General features: G+C 61.2%; 23 protein-coding genes and 1 pseudogene. 12 read left to right on the forward strand and 12 right to left on the reverse strand.

The genetic code is table 11. The annotated features are described in order from the left end of the window. Positions 1-48 precede the first annotated feature (48 nt). From QYH69_RS30350 to QYH69_RS30360, 3 genes are all read right to left on the reverse strand, one after another. Complete coding sequence (locus QYH69_RS30350) at positions 49-492, reverse strand: porin (protein WP_374992523.1); 444 nt, start codon at positions 490-492, stop codon at positions 49-51. Between the two features lie 88 nt (positions 493-580). Beyond that, entirely contained in the window at positions 581-1,882 is a 1,302-nt protein-coding gene (locus QYH69_RS30355) for a dicarboxylate/amino acid:cation symporter (RefSeq protein WP_308835368.1), read from the reverse strand. A 132-nt stretch (positions 1,883-2,014) separates the two neighbouring features. After that, positions 2,015-2,878, reverse strand: coding sequence for an amidohydrolase family protein (locus tag QYH69_RS30360; protein ID WP_308835369.1), 864 nt, complete (start codon positions 2,876-2,878; stop codon positions 2,015-2,017). A gap of 148 nt (positions 2,879-3,026) precedes the next feature. On the opposite strand from QYH69_RS30360, the gene QYH69_RS30365 reads away from it, so the two are divergent. Continuing rightward, the gene (locus QYH69_RS30365) at positions 3,027-3,950 is read left to right on the forward strand and encodes a LysR family transcriptional regulator (RefSeq protein WP_308835370.1); all 924 of its coding nucleotides are present in this window, start codon (positions 3,027-3,029) and stop codon (positions 3,948-3,950) included. Positions 3,951-3,982: 32 nt separating this feature from the next. Here the strand turns inward: QYH69_RS30365 and QYH69_RS30370 are convergent, their stop codons facing one another. Next, the gene (locus tag QYH69_RS30370; protein ID WP_308835371.1) at positions 3,983-5,338 is read right to left on the reverse strand and encodes an MATE family efflux transporter; all 1,356 of its coding nucleotides are present in this window, start codon (positions 5,336-5,338) and stop codon (positions 3,983-3,985) included. 266 nt (positions 5,339-5,604) lie between these two features. On the opposite strand from QYH69_RS30370, the gene QYH69_RS30375 reads away from it, so the two are divergent. Continuing rightward, positions 5,605-6,021: a hypothetical protein gene (locus QYH69_RS30375; RefSeq protein ID WP_308835372.1), complete on the forward strand. Its 417-nt coding sequence runs from the start codon at positions 5,605-5,607 to the stop codon at positions 6,019-6,021. A gap of 80 nt (positions 6,022-6,101) precedes the next feature. On the opposite strand, the gene QYH69_RS30380 is transcribed toward QYH69_RS30375, so the two are convergent. Both QYH69_RS30380 and QYH69_RS30385 read right to left on the reverse strand, forming a co-directional pair. Further along, a complete protein-coding gene (locus tag QYH69_RS30380; RefSeq protein WP_308835373.1) occupies positions 6,102-6,422 on the reverse strand; it encodes a hypothetical protein in 321 nt (106 codons plus the stop codon). A gap of 121 nt (positions 6,423-6,543) precedes the next feature. Beyond that, positions 6,544-8,208, reverse strand: coding sequence for a class I SAM-dependent methyltransferase (locus QYH69_RS30385; RefSeq protein WP_308835374.1), 1,665 nt, complete (start codon positions 8,206-8,208; stop codon positions 6,544-6,546). Between the two features lie 189 nt (positions 8,209-8,397). Between QYH69_RS30385 and QYH69_RS30390 the strand changes: the two genes are divergently transcribed. Then, the gene (locus QYH69_RS30390; RefSeq protein WP_308835375.1) at positions 8,398-9,180 is read left to right on the forward strand and encodes a YkgJ family cysteine cluster protein; all 783 of its coding nucleotides are present in this window, start codon (positions 8,398-8,400) and stop codon (positions 9,178-9,180) included. On the opposite strand, the gene QYH69_RS30395 is transcribed toward QYH69_RS30390, so the two are convergent. Both QYH69_RS30395 and QYH69_RS30400 read right to left on the reverse strand, forming a co-directional pair. Then, on the reverse strand, positions 9,175-9,771 hold the full coding sequence (locus tag QYH69_RS30395) for a sigma-70 family RNA polymerase sigma factor (RefSeq protein ID WP_308835376.1): 597 nt from the start codon (positions 9,769-9,771) through the stop codon (positions 9,175-9,177). The genes QYH69_RS30390 and QYH69_RS30395 overlap by 6 nt on opposite strands. A gap of 166 nt (positions 9,772-9,937) precedes the next feature. After that, positions 9,938-10,234, reverse strand: a complete 297-nt coding sequence (locus QYH69_RS30400) for a hypothetical protein (RefSeq protein WP_308835377.1) — start codon at positions 10,232-10,234, stop codon at positions 9,938-9,940. A 138-nt stretch (positions 10,235-10,372) separates the two neighbouring features. On the opposite strand from QYH69_RS30400, the gene QYH69_RS30405 reads away from it, so the two are divergent. After that, positions 10,373-10,837, forward strand: coding sequence for a YaiI/YqxD family protein (locus tag QYH69_RS30405; RefSeq protein WP_308835378.1), 465 nt, complete (start codon positions 10,373-10,375; stop codon positions 10,835-10,837). A gap of 38 nt (positions 10,838-10,875) precedes the next feature. Here QYH69_RS30405 and QYH69_RS30410 read toward each other — a convergent pair whose 3' ends face one another. Further along, on the reverse strand, positions 10,876-11,370 hold the full coding sequence (locus QYH69_RS30410) for a hypothetical protein (RefSeq protein ID WP_374992524.1): 495 nt from the start codon (positions 11,368-11,370) through the stop codon (positions 10,876-10,878). A 503-nt stretch (positions 11,371-11,873) separates the two neighbouring features. Here QYH69_RS30410 and QYH69_RS30415 point away from each other — a divergent pair. Beyond that, a complete protein-coding gene (locus QYH69_RS30415) occupies positions 11,874-12,119 on the forward strand; it encodes a hypothetical protein (RefSeq protein ID WP_308835379.1) in 246 nt (81 codons plus the stop codon). Positions 12,120-12,565: 446 nt separating this feature from the next. Here QYH69_RS30415 and QYH69_RS30420 read toward each other — a convergent pair whose 3' ends face one another. The 3 genes from QYH69_RS30420 to QYH69_RS30430 form a co-directional block, all read right to left on the reverse strand. Next, positions 12,566-13,522 carry a helix-turn-helix domain-containing protein gene (locus tag QYH69_RS30420; RefSeq protein ID WP_308835380.1) on the reverse strand — a complete coding sequence of 319 codons (957 nt, stop codon included), beginning with the start codon at positions 13,520-13,522 and terminating at the stop codon, positions 12,566-12,568. 776 nt (positions 13,523-14,298) lie between these two features. After that, a complete protein-coding gene (locus QYH69_RS30425; RefSeq protein WP_308835381.1) occupies positions 14,299-15,702 on the reverse strand; it encodes an FAD-binding oxidoreductase in 1,404 nt (467 codons plus the stop codon). 767 nt (positions 15,703-16,469) lie between these two features. Further along, on the reverse strand, positions 16,470-17,417 hold the full coding sequence (locus QYH69_RS30430; RefSeq protein ID WP_308835382.1) for an MBL fold metallo-hydrolase: 948 nt from the start codon (positions 17,415-17,417) through the stop codon (positions 16,470-16,472). 629 nt (positions 17,418-18,046) lie between these two features. Between QYH69_RS30430 and QYH69_RS30435 the strand changes: the two genes are divergently transcribed. The 7 genes and pseudogenes from QYH69_RS30435 (at position 18,047) to QYH69_RS30460 (ending at position 24,571) form a co-directional block, all read left to right on the forward strand. Next, positions 18,047-18,736: an HD domain-containing protein gene (locus QYH69_RS30435; RefSeq protein ID WP_308835383.1), complete on the forward strand. Its 690-nt coding sequence runs from the start codon at positions 18,047-18,049 to the stop codon at positions 18,734-18,736. 45 nt (positions 18,737-18,781) lie between these two features. Further along, positions 18,782-19,153: pseudogene (locus QYH69_RS36170) on the forward strand (tannase/feruloyl esterase family alpha/beta hydrolase); the annotation flags it as partial. Positions 19,154-19,196: 43 nt separating this feature from the next. Further along, a complete protein-coding gene (locus QYH69_RS30440) occupies positions 19,197-19,451 on the forward strand; it encodes a tannase/feruloyl esterase family alpha/beta hydrolase (RefSeq protein WP_308835385.1) in 255 nt (84 codons plus the stop codon). 288 nt (positions 19,452-19,739) lie between these two features. Then, a complete protein-coding gene (locus QYH69_RS30445) occupies positions 19,740-21,893 on the forward strand; it encodes an FUSC family protein (RefSeq protein ID WP_308835386.1) in 2,154 nt (717 codons plus the stop codon). 29 nt (positions 21,894-21,922) lie between these two features. Beyond that, a complete protein-coding gene (locus QYH69_RS30450) occupies positions 21,923-23,398 on the forward strand; it encodes an efflux transporter outer membrane subunit (protein ID WP_308835387.1) in 1,476 nt (491 codons plus the stop codon). Next, the gene (locus QYH69_RS30455) at positions 23,388-23,588 is read left to right on the forward strand and encodes a DUF1656 domain-containing protein (protein WP_308835388.1); all 201 of its coding nucleotides are present in this window, start codon (positions 23,388-23,390) and stop codon (positions 23,586-23,588) included. Before QYH69_RS30450 ends, QYH69_RS30455 begins: the two co-directional genes overlap by 11 nt. After that, entirely contained in the window at positions 23,588-24,571 is a 984-nt protein-coding gene (locus tag QYH69_RS30460) for an HlyD family secretion protein (RefSeq protein ID WP_308835389.1), read from the forward strand. Before QYH69_RS30455 ends, QYH69_RS30460 begins: the two co-directional genes overlap by 1 nt. Positions 24,572-24,649 lie beyond the last annotated feature (78 nt).

Genomic DNA, 24,649 nt, shown 5'->3' on the forward strand with positions numbered 1-24,649 from the left:
AGCCATGTCGTTCTGTGAGCCAAGGAGTTGGTAGAATGTTTTGTCTTCCTAAGACCGCTTGGCCTCCGACTTGGTGCCCCACGAGCCCGTCAGGCCGACATAGGCATTGCGCGAAAAGAGGCCGTCCGTCGTATTCCGTCCAACCTGGCCGGTGTTCGGGCGAAAGAAGCTCTCGAGGCTGAACACCACGGCGTTGTGGCCGCCGAGGTCCTCGCGGCCGCGAATGCCCCAGTAGGACGTCGTCATTCCGCCGCCGCCGACCTGCACGGTGCTGTGCCGTGTCGAGCTGAGTTTGGAGCTGTCGATGTACATGCCGATAAGCCCATACATTTCGACGCCGGGATTGACCATCTGCGCCGCGCCGGCCGCAGCCTGCGAGGACTCCGCATGGGCGTTTCCAAAACTGGCCGCGCACGCGCACGTCATGCAGAAGCCGCGGAGCGCCATCGTGCGCATCGGTTGATTTGTTCTGATTTTCAAAGCAGTCTCCATATCTGTCGTTTTTTTGGCGTAAAGCGTCCCCGCTGCGTGGCCGGATGCCACGCAGACCGAAAACGGTGAAAGGGCGATCAGCCTGTGGTTACTCGGTGCGCTGCCGCGACATGACCGCGTTCATCTTCGAGCGGTCGAGTTCTTTTTCCCATGCGGCGACGACGAGCGTTGCAACGCCGTTGCCGATGGTGTTGACGATCGCGAGACCGGTGCCCATGAAACGGTGAATGCCGAGGATCAGGACCATGCCCGACACGGGAATGATCGGAAATACGAGCAGCGTCGAGGTCAGCATGACGAATGCGGCGCCCGCCACGCCACTCGCTCCTTTCGACGTCAGCATGGCCACGCCGACCAGCGTCAACTGCTGGGTCAGCGTGAGCTCGACGTTGAACGCCTGAGCGATGAACAGCACGGCCATCGAAAGATAGATGTTGGTGCCATCCAGGTTGAACGAATAGCCGGCCGGAATCACCAGACCGACGACCGACTTCGAACAGCCGATGCGCTCGAGCTTTTCGAGCATCTGCGGCAGCGCGGCTTCCGACGAGCTCGTGCCGAGCACGATCAGAATTTCCTCGCGGATATAACCCATGAAGCGCACGATATTGATGCCGAGCGCGCGAGCGATCGCACCGAGCACGACCAGCACGAAAATCACGAGCGTTACGTAGAACGTGCCGATCAGTTTGAGCAGAGGAATGACCGCTTCGATACCGAACGTGCCGATCGTGAACGCGATCGAACCGAACGCGCCGATCGCCGCCGCTTTCATGATGATGTGCACGATGCCGAAGAACGTATGCGCGATCTGATCGATCATTTTCGTCAGCGGCGCGCCGCGTTCCCCGAGTGCCGCGAGCGCGGCACCGAACAGCACCGAGATCAGCAGAATCTGCAGAACATTGCCGGTCGCGAACGCACTCGTCACCGTTTCAGGAATCAGATGCACGAGGAAGTCGACCGCGCTCATGTTGTGCGCTGCCGTGGTGAACGCGCTGAGCTCTTTCGTATCGATGGTCGCCGGATTCAGGTTGAAGCCCGAGCCCGGTTTGAAAATATGCCCTGCGATCAGACCGATCACGAGCGATAGCGTCGAGACCACCTCGAAGTACAGCAGCGCCTTACCGCCGACGCGGCCGACCTTCTTCATGTCGCCCATGCCTGCGATGCCCGTGACAACCGTGCAGAAGATGATCGGTCCGATCACCATCTTGATGAGCTTGATGAACGCGTCGCCTAGCGGCTTCATCTTGACCGCGAGCGACGGCGCGAAATGGCCGAGCAGCACGCCGAGCAGAATGGCGACGAGCACGTGAAAGTAGAGTGCGCGATAGAAAGGCTTTTTCGCGCGGCGGGCGGGGGCGCTCATGACTGCCGTCTCGTTCATGATGCTTCTCGCGACAGCCATGCGTGGTCGTACGTATACATCTTCGTTGTCTCCTGTTTCACAAGCGGTGGCCGCCTCGGGGCGGTTCTTGTCGACCTTTTCTTTCTACGCCGGGTTCAAAAGCTGCCCGGTTCAAAAGCCGTACAGTTGCGCCGGATTCGTCACGAGCAGCTTTTCGCGCAGACCGGCGTCGGGGCAGAATTCGAACATCAGATCGACGAGTTCGCCGTCGTTCGGCATGTCCTTGCTGATGTTCGGGTGCGGCCAGTCGGTGCCCCACAGCACGCGGTCCGGCGCGGCTTCGATCAGCGTGCGCGCGAACGGAATCGCGTCGTCGAACGGGCGCTTGCCGCGCGACACGCGCTCCGAACCGCAAACCTTCACCCATGCGAGCGGATTGCGCATCAGTTCGAGCAACTGCTGGAACGGTTGCTGATCGATGCCGGCTTCCGCGCGCACGCGGCCCATGTGGTCGATCACGAACGGCACCTTGATGCGCGCGATGCGGCCGGCGTACTGCACGATGTCCTGAGCGTCGAGATGCAGCACGACATGCCAGCCGAGATCCTGGATGCGCTCGAGCACGCGATCGAAGACGTCGAGATCGGGTGCGCCGCCCAGGTGCGCGACGAAATTGAAGCGCACGCCGCGCACGCCCTGGGCGTCGAGATCGGCGAGCTGTTCGTCGGTCACGTCGCCGTCGACGATCGCCACGCCGCGATACCGTCCCTGGCCGCGCGCGATGGTGTCGAGCATCGCCGTATTGTCGGTGCCGTGGCAGCTCGCCTGGACGATGACGCCGCGGCTCAGCCCGAGGAAATCGTGCAGGGCGACGAGGCGTTCGAACGGCGCGTCGGGCGGAGTGTAGCTGCGATCCGCTGCGTACGGGAAGACGTCTGCGGGCCCGAAAACATGACAGTGAGCGTCGCAGGCGCCAGCAGGCAGTTGATGCGACGGCTTGACGGGATTGGGATCGGGAGGCAGGCAGGATTTCATTCGTATGACGTGTCTCGTGTTCAACCGACATCCGCGCGGAATGCGGGATGCATCTTCTGGCGTGCGGATGAATTGTGAGAGTTCGCTTGTTCGCCTACAATCGTCATACCCAACTAGCTGATATGTGAATTTCACATAGATCGACTGAATGGACCTGAAACAGCTCGAGGCTTTCGTGCACGTCGCGGAGCTAGGCAGCTTCACCCGGGCGGCCATTACGCTCGACACGAACCAGCCTGCGTTGAGCCGCCTCGTGAGGCAGCTCGAAGTCGAGCTGCGGCATAACCTGCTCGAGCGGAACGGACGCGGCGTATCGCTGACGTCTGCCGGCCAGCGGATGCTTTCGCACGCCAAAGGCATCCTGCAACAGGTGCAGCGCGCGTCCCAGGACCTCGACGAACTACGCGGCACGTCCGGCGGGCATTTCGGCGTGGGCGTGACGCCGAGTTTCGCGAAGGTCGCCACGAACAGGCTTGTTCACAGCTTTCGCGAGTCGTTTCCCGGCGCGACGATCTCGGTGGCGCAAGGCCTGTCCACGCACCTTATCGAATGGCTGATGATGGGCCGCATCGACGTCGCGGTTCTTTACGACACGTTCGATACGCCGCTGATCGACAAGCGCACGGTGCACACCGAGGAACTGTTCCTGATCGGCCCGCGCACGGGCGACAGCGATGCCCGGTCGCCGGTCGGCGAGCCGTCGATGGTGCCGCTGCGCGACATCGTGAAGTATCCGTTGATCATTCCGGGCCGGATGCATGCGATCCGCCGCATGGTCGAATCCGCAGCGGCCGAGCAGGGGGTGCGCCTGCGCATCGCACTCGAAGTCGACGCCGTTGCGTCGATCCTCGATCTCGTCAAGGAAGGCATCGGCTATGCGGTGCTGCCTTTGAAGGCAACATCGGGCAGTGGGCAAGAGCAGCGCTTCAGCATTCTGCGCATCTCGGAACCCACGCTCTTCAGCCGGCTGGCCATCGCGACGAGCACCAAGCACACGCTTTCGCAACTCGCGGTCCAGTCGATTGCGATGCTCGAATCGAGCGTATTGCCGCTATACGGCAGTGCGAGCTAGCAGGTCAGGTCGTCGATCTTGCCTGGCGTGATTCATGTCGCCGAACGCCTGATCGCAGACGCGGGCAGATCGACGCGTCGTCCCCGTGCGCGATAGAGCGCGATACTCGCGGCTAGTGTGGTCAGCTCGGTCACGGCGACGGTCATCCAGATGCCGCGCGGCCCGAGCCATGCGGGCAGGAACCAGAGCATCGTCAGCAGCAGCAGCCAGCTGCGCAGCAGCGCGACGATCATCGATGCGAGCGGCGCCTCGATGGCCGTCAGATATCCGCTGATCGCGACATTGATGGCGGCGGGCAGGAACGCCAGCGCACACCACGGCAATGCGTCGCGCAGGAGCGCTTGCGCGGCCGCACTGTCGGGCACGAAGAGCGCGCCGAGCGGGTGCGCGACGGCGAGCGTCGCCACGGCGGCGCAAAGCGCGAATCCCGCCGTCACCGCGATGCCGAGCGTGAATGCGCGTGACACGGCTTGCCCGTTGCCCGCGCCGCGCTCGAAGCTCACGATCGGCTGCATGCTTTGCACGAGTGCGATCATCGTGACCGACGCGATCATCGATACGTATTCGACCACGGCGAACGCGATGAGACCCGTCTCGCCGAGCCAGCGCAACACCGCATGATTGAAGGCGAAGATCGTCACGCTCGGCGCGATCTCGCCGAGAAATTCCGAAGCGCCGTTATAGGCCATGCGCCACGCGTGATCGATGCGCGCAAAGGCCGCGGCGATGGGCCGAACGCGTCGCGCCCTGACGAAGTGATAAGCGAGCATCGGCATGCAGGCCAGCGCCTGACTGATGCCGGATGCGAGCGCCGCGCCGCGCATGCCCCAGTGCAGATGGCTCACCATCCACCATGTCAGAGCGACATCCGCGATGCCGCCCGCGATCAGGCAGGCAAGTCCGAATCGGGCCGCGCCTTCGATACGCAGGAACAGTTCGAGCGCATAGCACGCCGTCGGGAACAGCACGAACGGCGCGTAGGCATGCAGGAAGTCTTTTGCGAGCCGCGCGAGATCGCCGCGTGCGCCGGTCCATTGCACGAAAGTGTCGGCTTCGAAATGAATCGCCAGTCCGAACGCGACGCCGCACAAGGCGAGCAGATACAACGCTTGTGTGAATGCCGCGGCGGCATCGCGCTCGCGCCGCTCGCCGAGTAATCGCGAAACGAGGGTCGATCCGCCTACGCCGATCATCACGCTGAACGCGTAAGGGAGATATAGCAGCGGGACGAGCAGGTTCAATGCGGCGAGCGCATCGGCGCCGACGTAGCGTCCGATGAATACGCCGCTAATGACGGAATGAATGCAGTACGCCCAGGCGGCGAGCACGGTGGGCACCGCGTAGTTCGCAAATCGTCGGGCGAGGGGAGCGTGGTTGAGCGAATCCATGACTGACCTCCCGACCTGCTTGCGCGGCACGCGAGGCTTGGCCTCCAGGCGGAACGGTGGCTGTTATCCAGGCTTGGGACGATCAGACTAGCGCCGTACAATTAGCCCGGAGTTACTACGATGCCACGTTTGGGGTCTTGCAGGTCCGTGAGAGTGGGCCGATCGCCTAGAATGAATCAATGCGTCGAGCGTCGGTGCTCGACGATTTGCGGGCATATACGGGCGGAACAGTTCGCGGGTGGTGCGATACGAACGTCTGAGGATACATGAATCCAGGCGACTGGCGAGGCCGTGCCAGATTGTTTATCCAGCGCTTCTGGCAACCAACCTTTGCCTGCATGACCTGCATGCCGGGAAGCTGGGGCAATTTTCCGAGCCTTCCGCACTGGACGGTTGCATTCCATACAGGGCTGGCCACGGGAATTCTTGCCGTGCTGTTGACTTTCACGCCGGCGGCGAAGCTCTACGTGAACCGCTACGGTAATGCGTTAATCGTCGGCTTGCTGACAGTGTTAGGCGATGCCTATTCGCATGCGAATCACTATGGCTTCTTCTTTGCGGAGGCAATCGTGACGGGTGTGACTTCGGGTCTGCTGGCGCTGGCCGCTTCATATCTTTTCGAAGACCATGCACGTCGCCTGCGGGCCGCATGGGCGTGGATTATCAAATCGCCTGTCCACTAGCGGTCGAAGCGCGCGGCAAGCAAGGCACCCATCGACTGGTTTGGAAGTCCGCAAGTTTTCTGCTTGCGGACTTTCGGCCGTCAATACCCGTAGCCGCTTTGGCACGGTACGTAGGCGCGCTGGTATCCGTCGTAGCAGGCGGCCGGCGGCGCTTGCTGATAAACCGGCTGTGCGTACGCGGGTTGCTGGTAGACCGGCTGCGCGTAGGTGGGTTGCGCACTTGCAACCGAGGTCACAAGCGCGCCAAGCACCGCGCCGCCGATCAGCGCCCCGACGATCGCGCCGCCATCGCCCCCGCCATGCCCATGGCCATGGCCCCAGCCGCCGCGCCCGTGCGCCGATGCCTGCTGGGCCACCGACAAACTACCGATCAACAACAAAACAAGCGCTGTGCGTTTCATGATGACTCTCCGTTTCCCGTTCGACGGGTTTATGGAGAACATCGTAAGCAACTGTCTAAGAAATAACTGATGCAGTTGGTAACTGCACATTTCAGGAATTACAAAGTCGGCACGAGCGCAGTCAACGTTCGCCCCCGACACGGGTCCTTATGGAATCGACAATCTCCCCCATCTGCAACTTCTTCAGCACGGGTACATAGACATCGGCGAACCGCGTTGCCTTCTCGACCAGATCGTGGTCAGGCGGCGTCGGCGGGTTGGGCATGTCTGCCGCACCGTTGCCTTCGGCCATACCGCTCAGCACGGAATGCGCGAATTCCGCCCATTGCCGCGGTTCCTTGAAGCCACGCATCGCCGCTAACAGAAACAGCTGCGCTACATGCGGAATCGTCACGCCCGATCCCGATACCGGACTAACGAGAAACTGAAGTGCATGGCTGCCGTATGCACGCTCGCAGACGACCGCGTTTAAGCGCCCCGCAGAACCCTGCGCCAGTCGTATCTGCGTTTCGTCTTGCGCATTGAGCACAGGGCCGGCGCCGATTAGCAGCGTGACTGCTTCGATGACCTGTTCGAGTGTGATTCCCGCTTTGCTCACCTCGCGCTCGATCGCTCCAAGCGTCGTTACGCGGCAGTCCGCCATCGCCTGCAAAACGGGCCGGTACACCGCGTCCGGCAGCGCGGTTTCCCCGAGCGCGCCACGCACCTTTAGCGAAACCGCCCACTGCGGCGCCGGGAGCATCACGCGATGCGCACGTAGCGCCGCGAGCCGTTCGCTCGCCTCGAGCGCACGAGGCTGCTTAACCCAATAGTCGCGTCGAAACGACCGGTTCATGCATAGATCGCGAGCCGCCTCGCGCAACGCCAGGTCGTCGATACCCGCAAGCAGGTCGCGCTGGGCCGCAAGCAAATTGATCGAGTCGACGTGATCGCGATAGTCAGCCGATGCGAGATAAGACAGCCCGGACGACTCGAGCGCCTCCGCGACCTGTAGAAACGATGTCGGATGCCAGTTGCGCGCAAAGTATTCGTGAGCAAGGTAGCGCGGATTCTCTTCCGACAAGCCGTTCACACGCTCGACAATCGCAGGATTGACCTGCGCGTAACCGGGGCGCGCGGCCACGACCTTCTGTGCAAACGCAATCGCAGCCCGGATCCGCTCGGTGGTGTGGTGCTCGTCGGGTTCGTCGGGTTCCTGCGGTTCATTGCCGCCGGTCCGGTGCCGGCGGCTCGCCATGAAATGGCCATGCATGAGTTCGCGAACCGGCATCATCGCGGACCAGCCGGGCTGTGTGTTGTAACTAATATACAGCACGCCGCCCGGTTTCAGCTTCCGCGCAATAAACGTGGCGACGGTTGCGCGGTCTTCGTCGGTGATCCAGCTCCATACGCCATGCAGGCCGATGAACTCGAAATCGGGCAGATCGTCGCGGCGGCAAAACTCGGCGAAGCGGCCGGACAGCAGATGTGCCTGCGTTTGCGCATCGTGCGCGAGTTGTTGCGCAAAAGCGGCGTGCCGCGGATCGGCGTCGACGCCATACCACTGAACGGTCGAACCGGCCGCATGAAGGTTCGTGCTGACGCCGAAGCCGAAGCCGAGTTCGCACGCATTGTGTATGACCGGAGAGTCGAAACCAGCACGAAGCAGCGGCAGCCTGGCGCGCAGCGGATTCAGTTCATCGCAATAGCCATGCGTATAGGCCATTTCGTTATCGTAGTGATGAGCAAGGCCAGTCATCGTGCCGCCGCATGTATTGAAGAGCGGCAATCTTAAGCTACGATTCATCACCTGTCATTCCATGCCGAACGAAAACCTTTATTACGTTTTGCGTTCAAAAATAAGTGCAACCCGAACTGTGACTCATGCGAATTAGCATTGGGATAGATACTGTGTCCGGACCATCGTAGCCGGCCGAATTCAGGCGTTTTACCGGTTACGAATTTGAAAGCATCCACGAAACATCGACGAGACCCGATGACGATTCACTTCAGCTGTACCCAATGCGGCAAGTGCTGTCACAACCTCAAACTTCCGCTAAGCCTCGCGGAAGCCGCGACATGGCTGCGGCGCGGCGGCGATATCGAGCTGTTTTGCGAAGCGATTCCGTGGCCCGTCGAACCGCCGGACACCGACGCGCAGGCTATGCACAAACGCAGGCTCTCATTTCCTGTCCTGTGCGGTGCCTTGCCGATCCGTGTGGTTGTTACCGTCGTGGCCAGCTTCGACGGCGCGTGCCCGCATTTGCAATCCGATGGACGATGCGGCGCCTACGAACTGCGGCCGCGCGTATGCCGCATCTACCCGGCCGAGGTCAATCCGTTCATTCCGTTGACGCCCGCGTCAAAAGCCTGTCCACCAGAAGCATGGAGCGTCGACAAGCCCGTGTTCTTTGCACAGGAACGCCTGGCCGATGCGGATACGCTCGAGGTGATCAACGCATCGAGATCGGCCGCTGCGCATGACGCGCCGCTCAAGCAGCACCTGTGTGCCTATCTCGGCGTGTCGAGCGCGGCGCTCGCTAACGAAGGTTTCGTCATTTACGCGTTTGCGCGCGATGCGATGCTCGAGGCGCTCGAACGCCTTGAACGCCTTGAACGCGACGACGCGCATGCATTGCCCGCCTCGGAATGGCAATTCGTTTCCAACCGTCGCGCGACCGTGGACGCGCTCGCGTCGATCGAAGCCAATCACGCTGTTCCGTCGTCTTTAACGGAAGAATATGTGCGCTACATGGAATTCTTCGCGTCCGACCTATGACGCGCTCGTTGCCGATGGCGCGCGCGAGGCGTCCATTCGTCTTGTCAGGCTTTTCATGCCGCGGTGGAGGCTGGCCTTGATAGCGGCTTGCGACCAGCCCGTCAGTTGTGCAGCCTCGATGACCGAGAGGCCTTGCAGTTTGATCCACACGATCAACATCTGCTGCTTGCGCGGCAGTCGCTTCAGCATGGTTTCGATATCGCGCTTTGCGTCGGCACGTTCGGTGTCCGACGTGCCCTGGAACTCGTAACCGGTATCCAGCGTTTGATGCAGCGCGATCCAACGCGATTTCGCGCGCCAGTAGTCCGCAAGCTTGTAGCGCGCAATCGCGTACACCCATGCCGTGAGCGGCTCGTTCCATCGATACGTTGCGCGCGCATCGTGAACGGCGAGCATGATCTCCTGGACGATGTCGTCGATATCGTCGAGAAGCGGGTAGAGGCGCCGGCGCAGGTAAGCGTGCAAATGAAGCGCCAGCGCATCGAGAAATGCGCGATACGCGGCGCCATCGCCATCGAACGATCGCTTCAGCAGTGACCGGAGCGCATGCTCGACCGCGTTTTGTTGCGAAGCATCAGTGGATGTGACCATGGCGTTGTTTTCCCGGTATGTCGGGTGGAAGACAACGCGTTGGTCGGATCAGCGCGTGAGATATGACAAGGGGCGTTAGTCGTAGTCTTTGTCATGCCCCGGGCGTGGGTCGTTTATGTGGTTGTTGTGGGACGAAGCAGCGTCCCTGGCGGTTGGTGTCCGGTTTTCAAGCCTTGCCGTCGGCTTCACCGGTGGCGAGACCTCGCCGTAGCAACTCGTCGAGCAGGCCCGTCATCCCGCCCGGGTGCGTCGCGGCACGCGCCTTCAGTGTGTCCACGAGTTCGCTGTTGAGCTTGCACGCAAACGCCACGAGTCCTTGAGCCTGATCCAGCTTGCGCTGCTCGCGCCGGTCCAGCGGGGTTTCCGTCACGCCTTTGCCGAAGCGCTCGGAGCGCGTCTGCTTCATCGAGTGGGTCAGTTTCAGCGCCTTGTTCTTCTCGAGGTCGGTCTTTTTCATTGCCATATGACAGGGTCTCGCGGTTGGAATCGGTGAGGCCGTATTGTACGAGTTGTCACAGGCGTTCGAGTACCGGGGGTGCGAGCGGCAACGGCCGTTGCCGTCCTTGATATGATCGTCGCCTGACGAACTGGAAATGCCCTCATGCAAGTGCTTATCGATGCGGACGCTTGCCCCGCTGTCATCAAAGACATGCTGTTTCGGGCTGCGCGACGTACTGAAGTCATGGTGACGCTGGTGGCGAATCAATATTTGCGTACGCCGCCGTCTCCGTATATCCGGGCCATTCAGGTGCCGGCAGGTATCGACGCGGCCGACGCGCGTATCGTCGAACTCGTGATGTCGGGCGATCTGGTGATTACCGCTGACATACCGCTCGCCGCCGCGGTACTCGACAAGGGCGCCCATGCGCTCGATCCGCGCGGAGTCTGGTTCACCACCGAAAACATCCGGGAACGCCTGACGATGCGCGACGTGATGGATCAACTGCGCAGCGCAGGCATCGATACGGGCGGCCCCGCGCCCTTCAGCGCGCGCGACAGCAAATCCTTTGCAGCGCAGCTCGATCGATTCCTTGCGATTCATGGCGCGTCGCCGCGCGGGGCATGATCGTGGCTACGAGCGAGCGCCGCACATCGACGCTGCAATCAGGGCTGCACAGGCGGCGTCGCGACGCTCGCTCGCACGCGATACAGCAATGAAGGATCCTCGTTGACGATTTGCCAGTCCACCCATTGACCCGCCGGCACGATCAGTCCCGGATGGTTCGCATGCACCTGGCTCGGTTGCGGCGGCAGCTTGCAGCCGCTGGGGCTTTGACGCGCGGTATTGCTTTCGACGGTGTCCTGCGCATCGATTGCGAGAACCGACTCGCTCGGGCTCGCCCGCAGCGGCGAGACCGTGATGGTGCGCTGCAGATCGATACTTCCCGCAGCCTGATCTTTGCAGCCTACCTTATGCGTGACCACCTTATGATGTCTTTCGGTCCGCGCCTGACCGAGCGCGGTCGTGCCGTCGAATGAATCGATCTGCTGACCGTCGCGAACGACCTGCAGTGTCCAGTTGACGACAGGCTGCACGCCCGGCTGCGCGGACGGCTGAGCCGCAGGGAGTGCCGGCAGCGGTGCAGGGGGCTGCGACACTGGCGGTGCGGGTTGCGCGTAGGGCGGCTGCTGCGGCGCCGGTTGCGCATATGGGTCGGGTCTCGGCGCGGTCTGTTCCGCGGGTTGCGGCGCCGGCGTCGGGAGCAAGGGGGGCTGTGGCTGCGCGGCGGGCGGTGGCGCGTTCTTGTGAGTTGCTTCGTGGGCACGCTTACGCGTGGACTTGCGAACCGGCTTCTCGGCGGGCTTCGCAGCAGGTTTTTCAGCGCGTGTTTCAGGTGGCTTCCCAGCAGGCTCTTGCGCAGCGGGCTGCGCAGCAGACGCGGGCGGATGCAGAGGAACGGCGTGCACCACCGGTGGCGGCGCCGGAACCTCCGGCTGCACCACACCCTGCACCTGTGTCTGCGCGTGCGCGTGCGTGGATATGAACGCGGCGGTAGAGACGGAAAGAGCAACGGCGAGGCAGTTCTTCCACGGCATCATGTAGGGAGGCTCCGGGCACGCGTTCCGTTGCAACGTCGTTGCACAACGCGTGCCTGGTCGCCATGAAAAACCGCAAGATGGAGACGGCGATTACCGTGCTGACCGGCGTTGTCTTCCGAGGCACAACCGACGTTCAGCCCGTCGCCGTGCTGACCCAAACGCGGCATGCGCTCGACGCACTCTGTCAGGACGGCGCGCATCAGGTTCAAGCGATTGCCATGCCTTCGACGATAACCATCGGTGTCCCCGTCGGGATGACAGAGGAGATGCGCAACCCTAAGTCGGATCGTAGCCATGTCGTTCTGTGAGCCAAGGAGTTGGTAGAATGTTTTGTCTTCCTAAGACCGCTTGGCCTCCGACTTGGTCCATTGGCGAAGTGGTCCGCGAGCGAATACGTTGCTGCAGCGTGGACCACTTGCGTTACCCAAATACCTGTAATTATCTGCATCATGCGCGCGCCGATGTCACTGCCCAACGTCGTCGCCAACGGAGGGGACACTCGATGACCTTCGCGACAGATCATTGCTATCAGGCAGTGTCGTAGCGTCGCTCGCGCAAACGTTCTGGGAGCAGCGATCGCGCTTCTATCAGAACAAGCTTGTCGATACGTTGACGCCTTCCCACGGCAATTTAGGCGCCACAGTTAACACGCTCAATCAAGGCAACTTCACGCGCGGGCCTGATCCGGAGCGGACATGGCAATGGCCGCCGACCCCATTGCTCGGGCCGCTTCTGTCCGTTGCACGACCTGCATTCATTCGAGCGCGTCGCCGCTCGCCGCCTTGCGGCTCGCCGCATACTGGCGCGGCGTCATTTCGTAGCGCTCCTTGAACGCGCGGCTGAAGTGCGCCGCATTCGCAAAGCCGCACTGAAACGCGACCTCCCCGATCGCGCCGCGCGGCTCGTTGGCAAGCAGCCGCGCCGCATGCTCGAGGCGCAATGACCACGCATAGCGCATCGGCGATAGCCCTTGGTCTCGCAGCGCGCGCGTAAGGCTACTGGCTGACATGTTCAGTTGTGCCGCAATACTCGGGACGCTTAGGCCCGGATCGCCAATGTTGCGCACAATCAGTTTTTTCGCGCGTAGCGCGGTAACCACACTGGCACCGCTCGGAGCAGGCCCGTCGCGCTCGTTGACCAACACATCCATCAGATCGAGACACTGATCGCCTAGCCGCGTGAGCAGCGCGTTGTTTGCCTTTCCAGCATAAGAGGCTACATTGAGCAGAAACTCGCGTATCACACCGACATCCGGCGACGCCGGGTCACGCATGTAGGCGCTCGAAGCGCGCATGCGCAGCCCGCGCTCGCGCAATGCCGACTTCGGAATATTCAGTAAAACCAGACGTGTAGATTCGCGAAACGACTTCTTGAACCTGACCAGCGGGTCGACCACAACGAGGTCGCCGGGCCGGACCGTCATCATCTCGCCATCCTGTTCGATCGACATCATGCCGCTTGTCACGATTTGCACGTACAGACGTTCGTCGTTCAGGACGCTCGTATGCGAGAGCGTTGAGATCGACTGCCACGCAAGATTCATGTTCGCTACGATGATTTGTCCCGCGGACAGATTGCTCATCGTGGACGCGTCGAACCCGGATGATTGAAACCGGCATTCCAGGCCGCAATGCGTCTTCACCGCTTCGATCCATGCGTCACGGCACATCGGCACGCCGTTCCAGGTGTTGTCAGCAAGCAGGTCATTCACAGCGGTACATCTCCTTTGCGAAACGGATATGCGGTAAGTCTTTGATCGAGTGTGTTGGGCGTTCCGCGATCGCGTGCTCGTCCTGTTCGCGCGTCGCCTGAGCGTCCGCGGGTTGGCCGCCGCCATTACGCGCGTGCCCCGCGCGAACAGCGCCTGGTCTCCCAACGCCCGGCCTTGCGCGTGCGCGGTGCGCGTCGTGTCGAGAATGCGCTTGTCGACGTCCCGCCGCTGGCTCGGTCGTCCAATGTGGACGTCGTTGGCGCAGCGGGGGTAGTAGGGTGCGATGCTTGTCGCAGTTCAAACACGCGGGCCCGCAAGCTGCGCGTCGGTGGCTCCGGGTTTGACCTTGGTTGCTTGTGTCGGCCAATCCGCCGCACAGGCCAAGCTCCGACTGGCCGATACGCTCGCGATGGAGTTTGCCCGACACGCCCGGACCGCTGGTGCCGGCTACCGAGCGCGAGCCCAGTGACAGCCCCGACGATGTGCCGCTGCGCGCGATGGACAGGTCCCCCGCGACGAGCAGGCGCATGCACCCATGAACAATGCGGCTTTCCAGCAAGGTACGCGCTGCAACGCGCGCCCCACTAATAACGGTGACGGCTTCACAGGGACTGAGCAGCCCTCGATGGCCGCGGAAACCGGAAATGGTTACCCGCGCGCTTGCGAAGCACCTCGCATATAACGGGTCCATCACCGCATAAGTACAACCTATTTTGTGGAAATCGAGTCCGGCGTCGACAGCACCGTCCTGGCTGGACAGATTCGCCACTCCGTGATTACGCGGCAGGCATCACGTTATGGTTGAGCCGGAACATGTTGGTCGGGTCGTAGTTCTTCTTGATGAACGCCAGCCGCTTGTAGCATTCCGGACCGTAAATAGCGGCTGCGTCGGTAGCCTCATCCGGCGCGAGGTTGTTCACGTACCGCCGCTCGCCTTGCCAGGGGCTCATGCCGTCGAGCAGTTCCGCGACCATCCTCTTGAGTTGTGACTCCTGTGACAGCGGACCGGCCGCGACGCCCAGCAGGCTGTACGGTAAGCCCCTGGTCGATACTGCATTCGGAACCGCGGGCTCCCGGGCCCACGCCCCGCCCAGCGCACGTAGCTCGGCCATCACTAGAGTTGTTTTGGCATCCGGACCAACGAGTTCGATCAGTTTGTCCTGCGCGCGCGCGGGCAATTCCCGCAGCATGATGCCCCGTTCGTAGTAGGGCAAGGGCTCGGTCGGCTCATCGTGTATCGACGCGACCTCGATGTACGGCATGTCCCGCACCGTGTCCAGGACTGCCGGTGCTAAGGCCCGCAGCGGCGCTACCATCCGCTCGCCGTCCTCAATCGTACCGTTGTAGGCAATCCGCACCGACACGAGAAACTTTCCGCGCAGAGACTCGGTTACTTCGGGTATTGGCGGCATCCGCATCACGGCAATCGACGTGACCATGGCCTCCGGGGTGCGCGGGTGCCAGTCGGCCCAAGCTCGCAGCACATCGGCCGTCCGCTCACCGGCGAAGTAGATGGCGCCGCCGTAGAGGCGTGGCACCGGAAACAGGTCGAATTCCAGCGCCGTGACCACGCCGAAGTTACCCTTGCCGCCGCGTAGCGCCCAGAACAGGTCAGGTTCCGATTGCGCATCGACATGCCGGAGTTCGCCGTCCGCGGTCACCACATCCAGCGAGCGCACGTGGTCAGCCGCATAGCCGTGGGAGCGGCCGAGTGTTGGACTGAGGCCGCCTCCCAAGGTGTAGCCGGAGACTCCCACAGTTGGGTTCGACCCGTTCAGCGGAGCGAGCCCGGCCTTCGCCGCCTTCTCGACGACCTCGGACCAGATCGCTCCCGCGCCGACACGGGCTTTGCGGCCGATCGCATCGATGGCGACATCATTCATCCGCCGGGTTGCGATGACGACGGCGCCGCGCGCTTGGCCGACTACCTGGTGACCGGTTGTCTTCACCATAACCGGGCGATGGTGCCCGGCTGCGAAACGGACGACGGCCTGAATATCGGCCGCGCTCTCCGGCACCACGATCATTGCAGGTACCAGCTCGTGATTCAGGTTCCAGACCGCCCGCGCATCATCGTATCCCGCGTCGCCTGGCAGTAGAACCGAACCGGCGATCATTGCAGTGAGGAGCGCAATAGCCTCCGGCAATATCGGCGGCAGCGACGAATCGTTGAATGACATACACGTCCCATATAGCTAATGGATTGCGCTTCAGGTGACCAATCGTAACCTTCGCCACGCGCCGGGTATAGGTCGTTTAAACCGGTGATTTGGGACGGGTCACGCTTACGACATTGCAAGCACCGAGACTTACGTGTAGTCGTGGTGACTCGAACGCAGGAATTGGCCGAGGCGATCCGATAAGCGGGTGCTTGGATTCAAGCGTCAAACCGGCAAGCAGCGCCACAGTTGAACCGTCACTCACTCTCGCAAAAGCCTTTCCTGTGGCTTCAGCTTATCGAAATGAGAACGATACGGGCTCAACGACATAAGTGCTGTCAGACCTCTGACCAAGGCGATCGTAAAGACGACGCCAAGCAAGGCGCCTCAACCGATAGTGAATCGCACTTTAATGCTCATGTGCGCGTACGGACGGACGAGGAGGGCTCCGACGAGCGCCATTAGGAAGACAATAACTAAATTGCAAACTTGGACATGAACAGAAACCGAGGTATGTATGGCATATTGCCCGAAGCCATATACGTATCCGGTACCGTCTTGCGGCCCCAACGGCGCAGTAGGTCCAGTCAGTTCCATGACGACTAGCTTGTCCGTCTCCGGAACCGTACTCCGCAGGAGCCCTATCGACAGTCGCTCGTCGCGCCCAAAACCGCGGCGCGACCGACCATCGCACGCGCACTAATCATTGCATCAGATAAGGCCTACAAAGATGATCGCTGATGATCAGAGTGCCCACAGCCCGCGTGCTTGAGTTAAAACAAACCTTCTTACAGACCTGCATAGACCATCTTTGTGAATTTCGGGCCATTGAACACGAGCTTTCCCCATTTATCATCGAAGGCGGCCGTGGGCTTTGCAGCGATGATTTCGTCGAGCGATTTGCCTTGGCGCTTTAGCGCGACGATGTTATCGCGGATCGCGACCAGCATGTCGCGGAATTCGACTAATTCAGCTCTCGTGCCAACCGGGCCATGACCGGGAATAAGAATCGTGTGGTCTGTCGTGCGCATGACAGCTTCGTTAGCCCAATGGATTGCGCCATCAATGCTGCCGCCGCCCTCATTGTCGATGTAGGGATAAATACCATTCCAGAATGTGTCCCCCAGCGCCAGCACATCGGCATCTTTGAAATAAACCCACAAGTCGCCATCCGTGTGGCCCTCCCCGAGATATTCGATCTCGAGTTGGCCTCCCGCGAAGGAAAATGCACTTTTGCTTTCAACCAGGAGCGTTGGGCGAGCGCCGTCCGGCACAGGGTCAAACGTCCAGTTCCAAGCATTCACATGGGTAGTCTCAGTCAAATGCTTGAAGGTTTTGATGTGCGCAATGATAGTGGCACCGGCCTCATGCATCCATGCATTGCCATCAGTGTGATCCCAGTGCCAATGCGTGTTGACCAGATATTTCAATGGCCCAGGACCGATCTTATCGAGCGCAGCGCGCATTTTTTCCTGTGACTTGCTAATGCCCGCGTCGACCAGGAACTTTCCTTCTGCGCCTGATAAAACTACGACATTGCCCCCAGAGCCCATTAAAACAGTGATATTGCCACGTACGGGTACCACAACGAGGTCCTCGTCGGCACGGCGCAGATATCGTGCACCGGCACCAGTGTGAAAGTAATCGTCCCGATTGTCATCCGCGTTCGTCGTGGCTAACGGTTCGGCAGTCTCGCTCGTGGCGGCTTCGGTTCGGGTGGAGGAAAGGCCTTGCATGGTGAACTCCTTAGTATGGCTGTTGCCATCAGCGATGGCATGACTAGAATCTAGTAGCTGCAACGCCAGAGTTAATGCTCAAAGGTGCCAACTACATGCTCAGACGTCTCACATGGCGCGGTGTCGGGCCCTTCAGAAAATAGGGCATTACGCAGCGCGTTGTGTCCATGGCGCTTCAGCGAGGGGCATCTTGCGCCGGCCGACAGGTCGGGCCTGGCGCGTTTCTTAAGAAGGGGAGGTGCTTGCAGTCTCCGTTGAGCGGAAACCATGGTTAGGATGGCGCCTATTCGAAATTTTCCTGTTTTGTTCGACTTGCCCCGCGATGTTGTGGGGGAATCAGCCGCCACACAAGCCAGGTGACGGGGGCAGCGCCTTGCAAAGGAAACATTGGTTTATAGGTTCCACCCGTTTGTGTCATTGCCGCTACATGGAACAGATCCTATTGTTCTGCTCCGGGTGATGCTTCGCCGCGATGTCGGCATGTACGTTAAATGGACATCGATGGTGCGTCCCATGCATGTGAGCGGGTCGATCGAAACTGATTGACCGGTATGGGTCCGCTTGCGCCACTCGTCAGGTTTCTTGCACCTGCCAGCGTTCTACACTGGCTTATTAAGAGGAGCATCGCAATGGGAAACGAAATTGCCGGCATCAGGATTCCGGACAGTCAACTCGCGCGGGAGGCGACCGAGCTTGTGCGCGATACTGAATCGGATTTGCTGTTCCATCATTCCAGGCGCGTGTTTCTATTCGGCGCGCTGGCGGGCGAGCGAAAGCAGCTCGAGTACGACCTGGAGTTGCTCTATATCGGCGGCATGTTCCACGATATGGGGCTCACCCAGAAATATCGCCATTCACACAATCGCTTCGAAGTGGACAGTGCGAACGAGGCGGCAGACTTTCTGCGCCGTCATGGCATCAGCGAGCAGGATGTAGAAATTGTATGGGATGCGATTTCGTTGCATACGACGCCTGGAATTCCGCCATTCAAGAAGCCGGTCGTTCAGCTGGTGACAGCTGGCGTCGAAATGGATGTGCTGGGCTTCGCGTACGACGAGTTCACGGAAAAGCAGCGCCAACAGGTGCTGTCAGCGCATCCAAGGGTATCGAATTTCAAGGAGCAGATTATCGATGCCTTCAACGAAGGCATGAAGCACCGTCCTGAGTCGACATTTGGCACTGTCAACGATGACGTGCTGGCGCTAAAGGATCCGAAGTTCCGGCGACTGAACTTCTGCGGTCTCATTCTCGGCAATGCGTGGGTCGACGATCGGCACGACAGCCTACACTGTAACGACCCGTCACATAACCATTGCTAGCGACTCGCGATGTGTGGCGTTTTTTGAGGCAGCGGGACATCGCCAGTTAAGACTTATTTCTTCGGAAGTTCGACTGGCGGGCGCGACGGCTTGAGCGAAGCGCAACGGTGGCGAACCGACCATGACGGTTGGTGGTGAAGCGGCCGGCACTGAACTACACCGGGCTGCGACTGAGCAATGTCGTCCTGGGACGGGCGCTCTATCTGAACAACGGGGCCGGGCTGGCTCGATATCGCCAAAACGGTGCTGCTGCAAAACGCGGTAACGAGTGCGTGCGATGCGCTCGATGGTGTCGCGGACGGGATCATTTTGAACGTGACGGCATGCAAGGCGCAATCGGCTGACGTACTCGCATCGTTACGCTGTGCGAATGGCGCCGATAAGGGCGAAACATGCCTGCCTGACCCGCAGCACTAGTGGGTGACGGGCGATCAGTGGGGTCAAATATTTCATCACGCGTGTGCCGACCTTCGACTCACTGACGCTCGACCCGCTCAACCCGTGCACCTATCAGCCGCGCGTGCAGGCGGTATCGGCGCTGACGGATGCCACCAGCACCGACTTGAGCGCGTTTCTCGCGAGGGGCGGCAAGTTGATCACGACGCACGGTCTTGCCGACGAGATCGTCAGTACAGACTCCAGCGCTGACTACTACAACGCGCTGGTGCAACGCCTCGGTCAGGCACGGTCGATGGATTCGTCCGGTTTTATCTGATGCCGGGCGTAGGCCATGGGACCGGACCTTTCCGAGAGGCGAGCCATAAAAGCTCGTCCTCCTCGCGACATTGCTCCCAAACCTCATCTTTGCGGCTTGTCGCGTCGGTGCGCGCCAGGGCAAATACCAGCCAGCTTGCGAAACTTTTCGTGCGTAAGTGACAGGGTTACTGTTTCATTGGCGGTACGTTTTGCAAGCGATTGGACCGGATTCGGTCCTGCGGTTTTCGTCTGTGCGATCGACTGGCGCTGCGCGCGGCTCGTCATGGCATCGAGCGAGGTTGAGGGAATGGTCCTGCAATATCTTCGCCGTGAGTTCGCTGCTTACGGAAGCGACGAGTGGCCGCGCGTGCTCCATGCCGTGAAGGCCGCGCTTGCCGCCGTACTCTGTATCGTGATCTGCATGCGCATTGAACTGCGCAGTCCCGGCACCGCGATGGTCTCGACGGTGATCGTGATGCTGCATCAGCAAAGCGGCATGGTGATCGCGCGCGCATTTTACCGCGCGCTTGGCATCTGTCTTGGCAGCCTCGCAGGGCTCACGCTGATGTGCATGTTTGCGCAGCAGCCGCCGCTTTTTCTGGCGGGTCTCGCGCTGTGGATCGGGCTTTTCGTTGCCGGCGCATCGTACTTCCGCAACTTCCAGTCGTACGGTTTCGTGCTGTCCGGTTACGCGGCCAGCATCACGACCGTCGCCGAATGGTCGAATCCGTACGATGTCGCGACAAATGTGATCTACACCGTCAGCGAGGTCGTGATCGGTGTCGCGAGCGGGAGCCTGGTAAGCGCGATTGTCTTGCCGCAGCGCGTGACGCCGTCGGTCGACAACTGGCGGCACAGCGCGCTCGCGAAGCTGTTGCAGGAATTGCGCGGTTCGACACTCGGCACGGCGGTGGCGGAGCCGATCGGCCGCTATCTCGACCTCGTGCGCGAAAGCGTCAAGCTCGAGCAGTTGCGTACGGCCGCCGTCTTCGAAGACCCGGCGATGCGGCTGCGCATCGACGCGCTGGAGCGGCTCGAGACCGCGTTTCTCGATACGATGACGCGCATCCATGCGATGTGCCGCGCGCGCCAGGGCGCGGCGCGCGCGGGGCCGCACTGCCGTGCATGGCTCGACGGGCAGTTTGCGACGCTGGCCCGCATCGTTTCGAATGCGCAGCAGACTGACCTGCGGCGCGCGCCCGCGATCGATTCGTTGCGCGCTCAACTTCATGCGTTCGAATACGAGTTGTCGACATCGATCGCGAACGAACGGGCGTCGTTGCCCGCCGAACCCGCCGAGGATGCGGCCGCAATTGCGATGGCCGGCGCCGAGGTCTACACGACGGCGGCGTCATTGAGAAGGTTTTGCACGGCCTCGAAGGCGGCCACGCAGACGCCGGGCAAGCGCTTGACCCAGTCGATCGTCAAGGCCGTTTCCTTTCTGCGCGTCGTCCAGCTGCGCGCGAGCCGCACGGCGGCGATGATCGCCGGCATTCGCGCGTGTTGCGCGCTTGGTTTCGTTGGTATTGCATGGGTGATTTCGGAATGGACCAACGGCGTGACCGCGCTCATTTCGGCGGGTATCGCGAGTGGCCTCGCGTCGCTGAGCCCGACGCCGCTCAACGCGAGCTGGCAAATGCTCGCCGGCTGTTTCTTCGCGACGATCGCCGGCTTCATCGTGAACTTCGTGCTGATGCCCGGCTTTTCGGAAGTCGAACTGCTGGTGATCTGCGTCGGCGCGTTCGTGTTTATCGGCGCCTACATCATCACGTTCACGCGCGTGACGCCGCTTGGCCTCGCATTCAACCTGTATTTCGCGCTGACGCTCAATCTGACGAACCCTGCTGTTTACAATCCACCGGCCTATCTCGACCGCAGTTTCTCGCTGCTGTTCGGCATTGCCGTCGTGGTCGCGTCGTTTCTGCTGATTTTCCCGCACGAAGGAAGGTGGGTGGCGAGGCAACATGCGCGGCATATTCGGGAACTGCTGTTGCGCGCGGCCACCGGAACGATCGGTTCGGATGTATCCGCGCAGATCGCCGCATCGATTCGCGATCTGATCGTGCGGCTCAATACGCTACCGAATCTCTCCGGCGCCTATCGCGAAGCGGTCCGAAACTGGGCGTTCGGCTCGTTCTGGATCGCAAACACGCTGCTGCAGGTCCGCCATTACAGCGTAAGTTACGCGGACGTGATGCCGTTGCATTGGCCGCAAACGGAACAGCAGTGGCTCGATGCGATGACCGCGCTCGCGCGGCATGACACGCGTGCGGCGACGAAAGCGGCCGTGCTCGCGACGCAGCAGGCGATTGCCGTTCTCGAAGCGCCGCGGCAGGAAGAAACGAAGACGGTGAAGGACGATCTCGCGATGTTCAGAATTACCGCAGGCCTGTACTCAGCCAAGCTCGCGTTGATCGAGCACCTCGCGGACTGGCCCAAACGCGAGCGGGCAATGCAATGAGCGCGCCGGCTATCCGGACATTACGCGAAATGCGACTCGTCGCCGCTGCCGTTGCAGTCGCGATCGGTTTTGCGGTTGCTTTATGCGGCTGTATCAACGGGCGCGGCATCAAGCCTGAAGCGTCGTATATCGACACTGCCTCGGTCGATGCCGGCGCCGCCGTACGCGACGCCGCCCGCGGCGCCGGCTGGCCCACCGACAAATGGTGGGAACAATGGGACGACCCGCAGCTCGATCAGCTCGTCGCACGCGCCGTGGCCGGCAGCCCGACGCTCGCGATCGTGCAGTCGCGGCTGACCGCGGCGATCTGGCAAGCAAGCGCGCTGCGCGCGTACGAATTTCCCGAGGTCGACGGTCGCGCCGATCTTGCGCGCGCTCGCTTTCCTCGCTATGGAGGCCCGTCGCCTCCCGGTGGCACGACGGTATGGAGAAACTCCGCTGCCATCGATTTCTACTACGACCTCGACCTGTGGGGAAAGAATCGCGCGCGCGCATCGGGCGCCCAAGACATCGTCCAGGCGTCCGCGGCCGACGCGCAATTCGCGGTGCTCGAGCTGCAGGTGGCCGTGGTACGCATCTATAACCAGCTTGCGGTGCAATACGCGCTGCTCGATGTTTACCAGACGATCAACAACGACGAGAAACACAACGTCGATATCGCTACCGCGCGGCGGCAAGCTGGCATCGGCAGCAATGTCGAACTGAGTCAGGCGGCCACGCAATACAAGGCAGGCATCGCGGATATCGTCAGCACGCGCAATGCGATCGCACTTGCGCGCCTGCAGATTGCATATCTGGTCGGCGAGGGCCCAGGTTTCGGCGATTCGCTGACGCGGCCCAAGCCGCCCGCCGAGAAGAATGCGGCGTTGCCAACGTCATTACTGGCCGAGCTGATCGGGCATCGTCCGGACGTGGTCGCGAGCCGCTGGCGTGCGGAGTCCGCGGCAAGGGCGGTTGACGTCGCGCACGCGGAGTTCTATCCAAACATCGACATCGTTGCGACGGCGTCGCTGCTCTCGACTGCGCAGTTCGGCGGATTCTTCAACTTCTTGAATAGCGATGCGATCGGTCATAGCGTGGGCGTCGCAATTTCGCTGCCGATCTTCGACGCAGGGCGCCGCCGCGACAATTACGGCGTGGCGACTGCGGAATACGACGAGGCGGTTCTCAAGTACAACGACACGGTACTTTCGGCGATGCAGAACGTTGCGCAGCAGGTGACCTCGCTGCAGTCGCTTGCGGTCCAGCAATCGACGGTCGAGGATGCGCTAGTCGCTGCGCAACAGTCGTATAGCCTTGCGAGACGCGGTTTCGCGAGCGGCATCACCGAGTACCTCGATGTGCTCGTCGCGCAAAAATCGATGTTGCAACAGGAACGGGACCTCGTGCTCGTTCAGGGGCGCCGCGTCGACGAATGGGCATTGCTCATGAAAGATCTGGGCGGCGGGATCGCGCCGATTTCGACGCCTGAGAGTGTGTCATCGGGAGCAGACCATGCCCGTTGAAGTGAGCATCCTTGGCTTTTTTGCACCGACCCTGCTGCCACTGCTTGTTGTCTGCACGGCGTGCTTTATCGTGATCGATCTGGTTCTTGCACGATTCGGCGTCTATCGCTTTGCGTGGCATCCGGGTCTTTTACGGGTGTCGCTTTTCGCCGTACTGTTTTGCGGCGCCGCGCTGCTCATTCATCGTTGATGAACAAGCTGTCGATCATTCGAACCGGTGTCACGATCGTCGTGGTGATCGTGGCAGTGTCGCTCGTCCATGCAATCTGGGATTGGTATATGTACGCGCCGTGGACGCGCGATGGCAGGTTGCGTGCGAACGTGATCCGGATTTCAACCGACGTGGCGGGCCTTGTGACGGAAGTGCGCGTCAAGGATAACGATCACGTGCATAAGGGCGATATTCTGTTTGTTCTCGATCCGTATCGATTTCGCTATGCGGTGGATCAGGCCGATGCCGATGTCGCGCGCGCCGACGCCCAGGTCAAGCAGGCCGACGCGCAACTGGCGGCAAGCAAGGCCGATTACAAGATGCAGCGGGATAAAGCGACGCGGCGCGAAAAGCTGGCCGGCGACGTCGTGTCGGAAGAGAGCCGCTCGGACTACGCGTTGCAGGCGCAACAGTCGTTTTCCGTGCTTGAAGCGGCGAACGCCGCTTACACGGCGGCGCGGGCGATTCTGAAGGCGGCACTCGTACGCCAGGAGACTGCGCGTCTCGATATGGAGCGCAGCCAGGTGCGCGCGCCGACCGAAGGCTACATCACCAACCTCGATCTATATCCCGGCGACTTCGCGCATGCGGGCGAAGCCAGACTGGCGCTCGTCGATTCGAATTCGTTCTGGGTCTACGGCTATTTCGAGGAAACCAAGGTTCAAGGCATTCGCGTCGGCGACCATGCGACGATCCGCCTGCTCGGCGGTGACGTCGATCTTGAAGGTCACGTTGACAGTATCGCAAGCGGCATCGTCGATCGCGACAATCCGACGGCGACAGGCAATCTGCTCGCGAATGTCGATCCGATCTTCACGTGGGTGCGGCTGGCGCAGCGCGTACCCGTGCGCATCCATCTGGACCACGTGCCGGCTGGTGTCCATCTCGCGATGGGTACGACCTGCACGGTGACGCTGAAGGTCGCGGCGGCGGATGTCGAAAAGCGGCGCAAGCCTTCGTGACCGGCGCTTCGACGTGCGACGCCAACATGTTGCCCGGTGCAAAGCAAAGCGGATTGATGGTTTCATGAATGAACGGGT

Origin of the sequence: Paraburkholderia sp. SARCC-3016 (genome assembly GCF_031119615.1) — a bacterium.
GTDB lineage: Bacteria > Pseudomonadota > Gammaproteobacteria > Burkholderiales > Burkholderiaceae > Paraburkholderia.

What these genes read in the sequence shown, in the direction of transcription:
- QYH69_RS30425 (WP_308835381.1), bottom strand. Translation starts at nt 15,702, where the DNA reads ATGTCATTCAACGATTCGTCGCTGCCGCCGATATTGCCGGAGGCTATT.
- QYH69_RS30395 (WP_308835376.1), bottom strand. Translation starts at nt 9,771, where the DNA reads ATGGTCACATCCACTGATGCTTCGCAACAAAACGCGGTCGAGCATGCG.
- QYH69_RS30445 (WP_308835386.1), top strand. Translation starts at nt 19,740, where the DNA reads ATGGTCCTGCAATATCTTCGCCGTGAGTTCGCTGCTTACGGAAGCGAC.
- QYH69_RS30390 (WP_308835375.1), top strand. Translation starts at nt 8,398, where the DNA reads ATGACGATTCACTTCAGCTGTACCCAATGCGGCAAGTGCTGTCACAAC.
- QYH69_RS30355 (WP_308835368.1), bottom strand. Translation starts at nt 1,882, where the DNA reads ATGAACGAGACGGCAGTCATGAGCGCCCCCGCCCGCCGCGCGAAAAAG.
- QYH69_RS30360 (WP_308835369.1), bottom strand. Translation starts at nt 2,878, where the DNA reads ATGAAATCCTGCCTGCCTCCCGATCCCAATCCCGTCAAGCCGTCGCAT.
- QYH69_RS30415 (WP_308835379.1), top strand. Translation starts at nt 11,874, where the DNA reads ATGAAAAACCGCAAGATGGAGACGGCGATTACCGTGCTGACCGGCGTT.
- QYH69_RS30430 (WP_308835382.1), bottom strand. Translation starts at nt 17,417, where the DNA reads ATGCAAGGCCTTTCCTCCACCCGAACCGAAGCCGCCACGAGCGAGACT.
- QYH69_RS30450 (WP_308835387.1), top strand. Translation starts at nt 21,923, where the DNA reads ATGCGACTCGTCGCCGCTGCCGTTGCAGTCGCGATCGGTTTTGCGGTT.
- QYH69_RS30460 (WP_308835389.1), top strand. Translation starts at nt 23,588, where the DNA reads ATGAACAAGCTGTCGATCATTCGAACCGGTGTCACGATCGTCGTGGTG.
- QYH69_RS30435 (WP_308835383.1), top strand. Translation starts at nt 18,047, where the DNA reads ATGGGAAACGAAATTGCCGGCATCAGGATTCCGGACAGTCAACTCGCG.
- QYH69_RS30350 (WP_374992523.1), bottom strand. Translation starts at nt 492, where the DNA reads ATGGAGACTGCTTTGAAAATCAGAACAAATCAACCGATGCGCACGATG.
- QYH69_RS30380 (WP_308835373.1), bottom strand. Translation starts at nt 6,422, where the DNA reads ATGAAACGCACAGCGCTTGTTTTGTTGTTGATCGGTAGTTTGTCGGTG.
- QYH69_RS30365 (WP_308835370.1), top strand. Translation starts at nt 3,027, where the DNA reads ATGGACCTGAAACAGCTCGAGGCTTTCGTGCACGTCGCGGAGCTAGGC.
- QYH69_RS30400 (WP_308835377.1), bottom strand. Translation starts at nt 10,234, where the DNA reads ATGGCAATGAAAAAGACCGACCTCGAGAAGAACAAGGCGCTGAAACTG.
- QYH69_RS30370 (WP_308835371.1), bottom strand. Translation starts at nt 5,338, where the DNA reads ATGGATTCGCTCAACCACGCTCCCCTCGCCCGACGATTTGCGAACTAC.
- QYH69_RS30455 (WP_308835388.1), top strand. Translation starts at nt 23,388, where the DNA reads ATGCCCGTTGAAGTGAGCATCCTTGGCTTTTTTGCACCGACCCTGCTG.
- QYH69_RS30385 (WP_308835374.1), bottom strand. Translation starts at nt 8,208, where the DNA reads ATGAATCGTAGCTTAAGATTGCCGCTCTTCAATACATGCGGCGGCACG.
- QYH69_RS30405 (WP_308835378.1), top strand. Translation starts at nt 10,373, where the DNA reads ATGCAAGTGCTTATCGATGCGGACGCTTGCCCCGCTGTCATCAAAGAC.
- QYH69_RS30375 (WP_308835372.1), top strand. Translation starts at nt 5,605, where the DNA reads ATGAATCCAGGCGACTGGCGAGGCCGTGCCAGATTGTTTATCCAGCGC.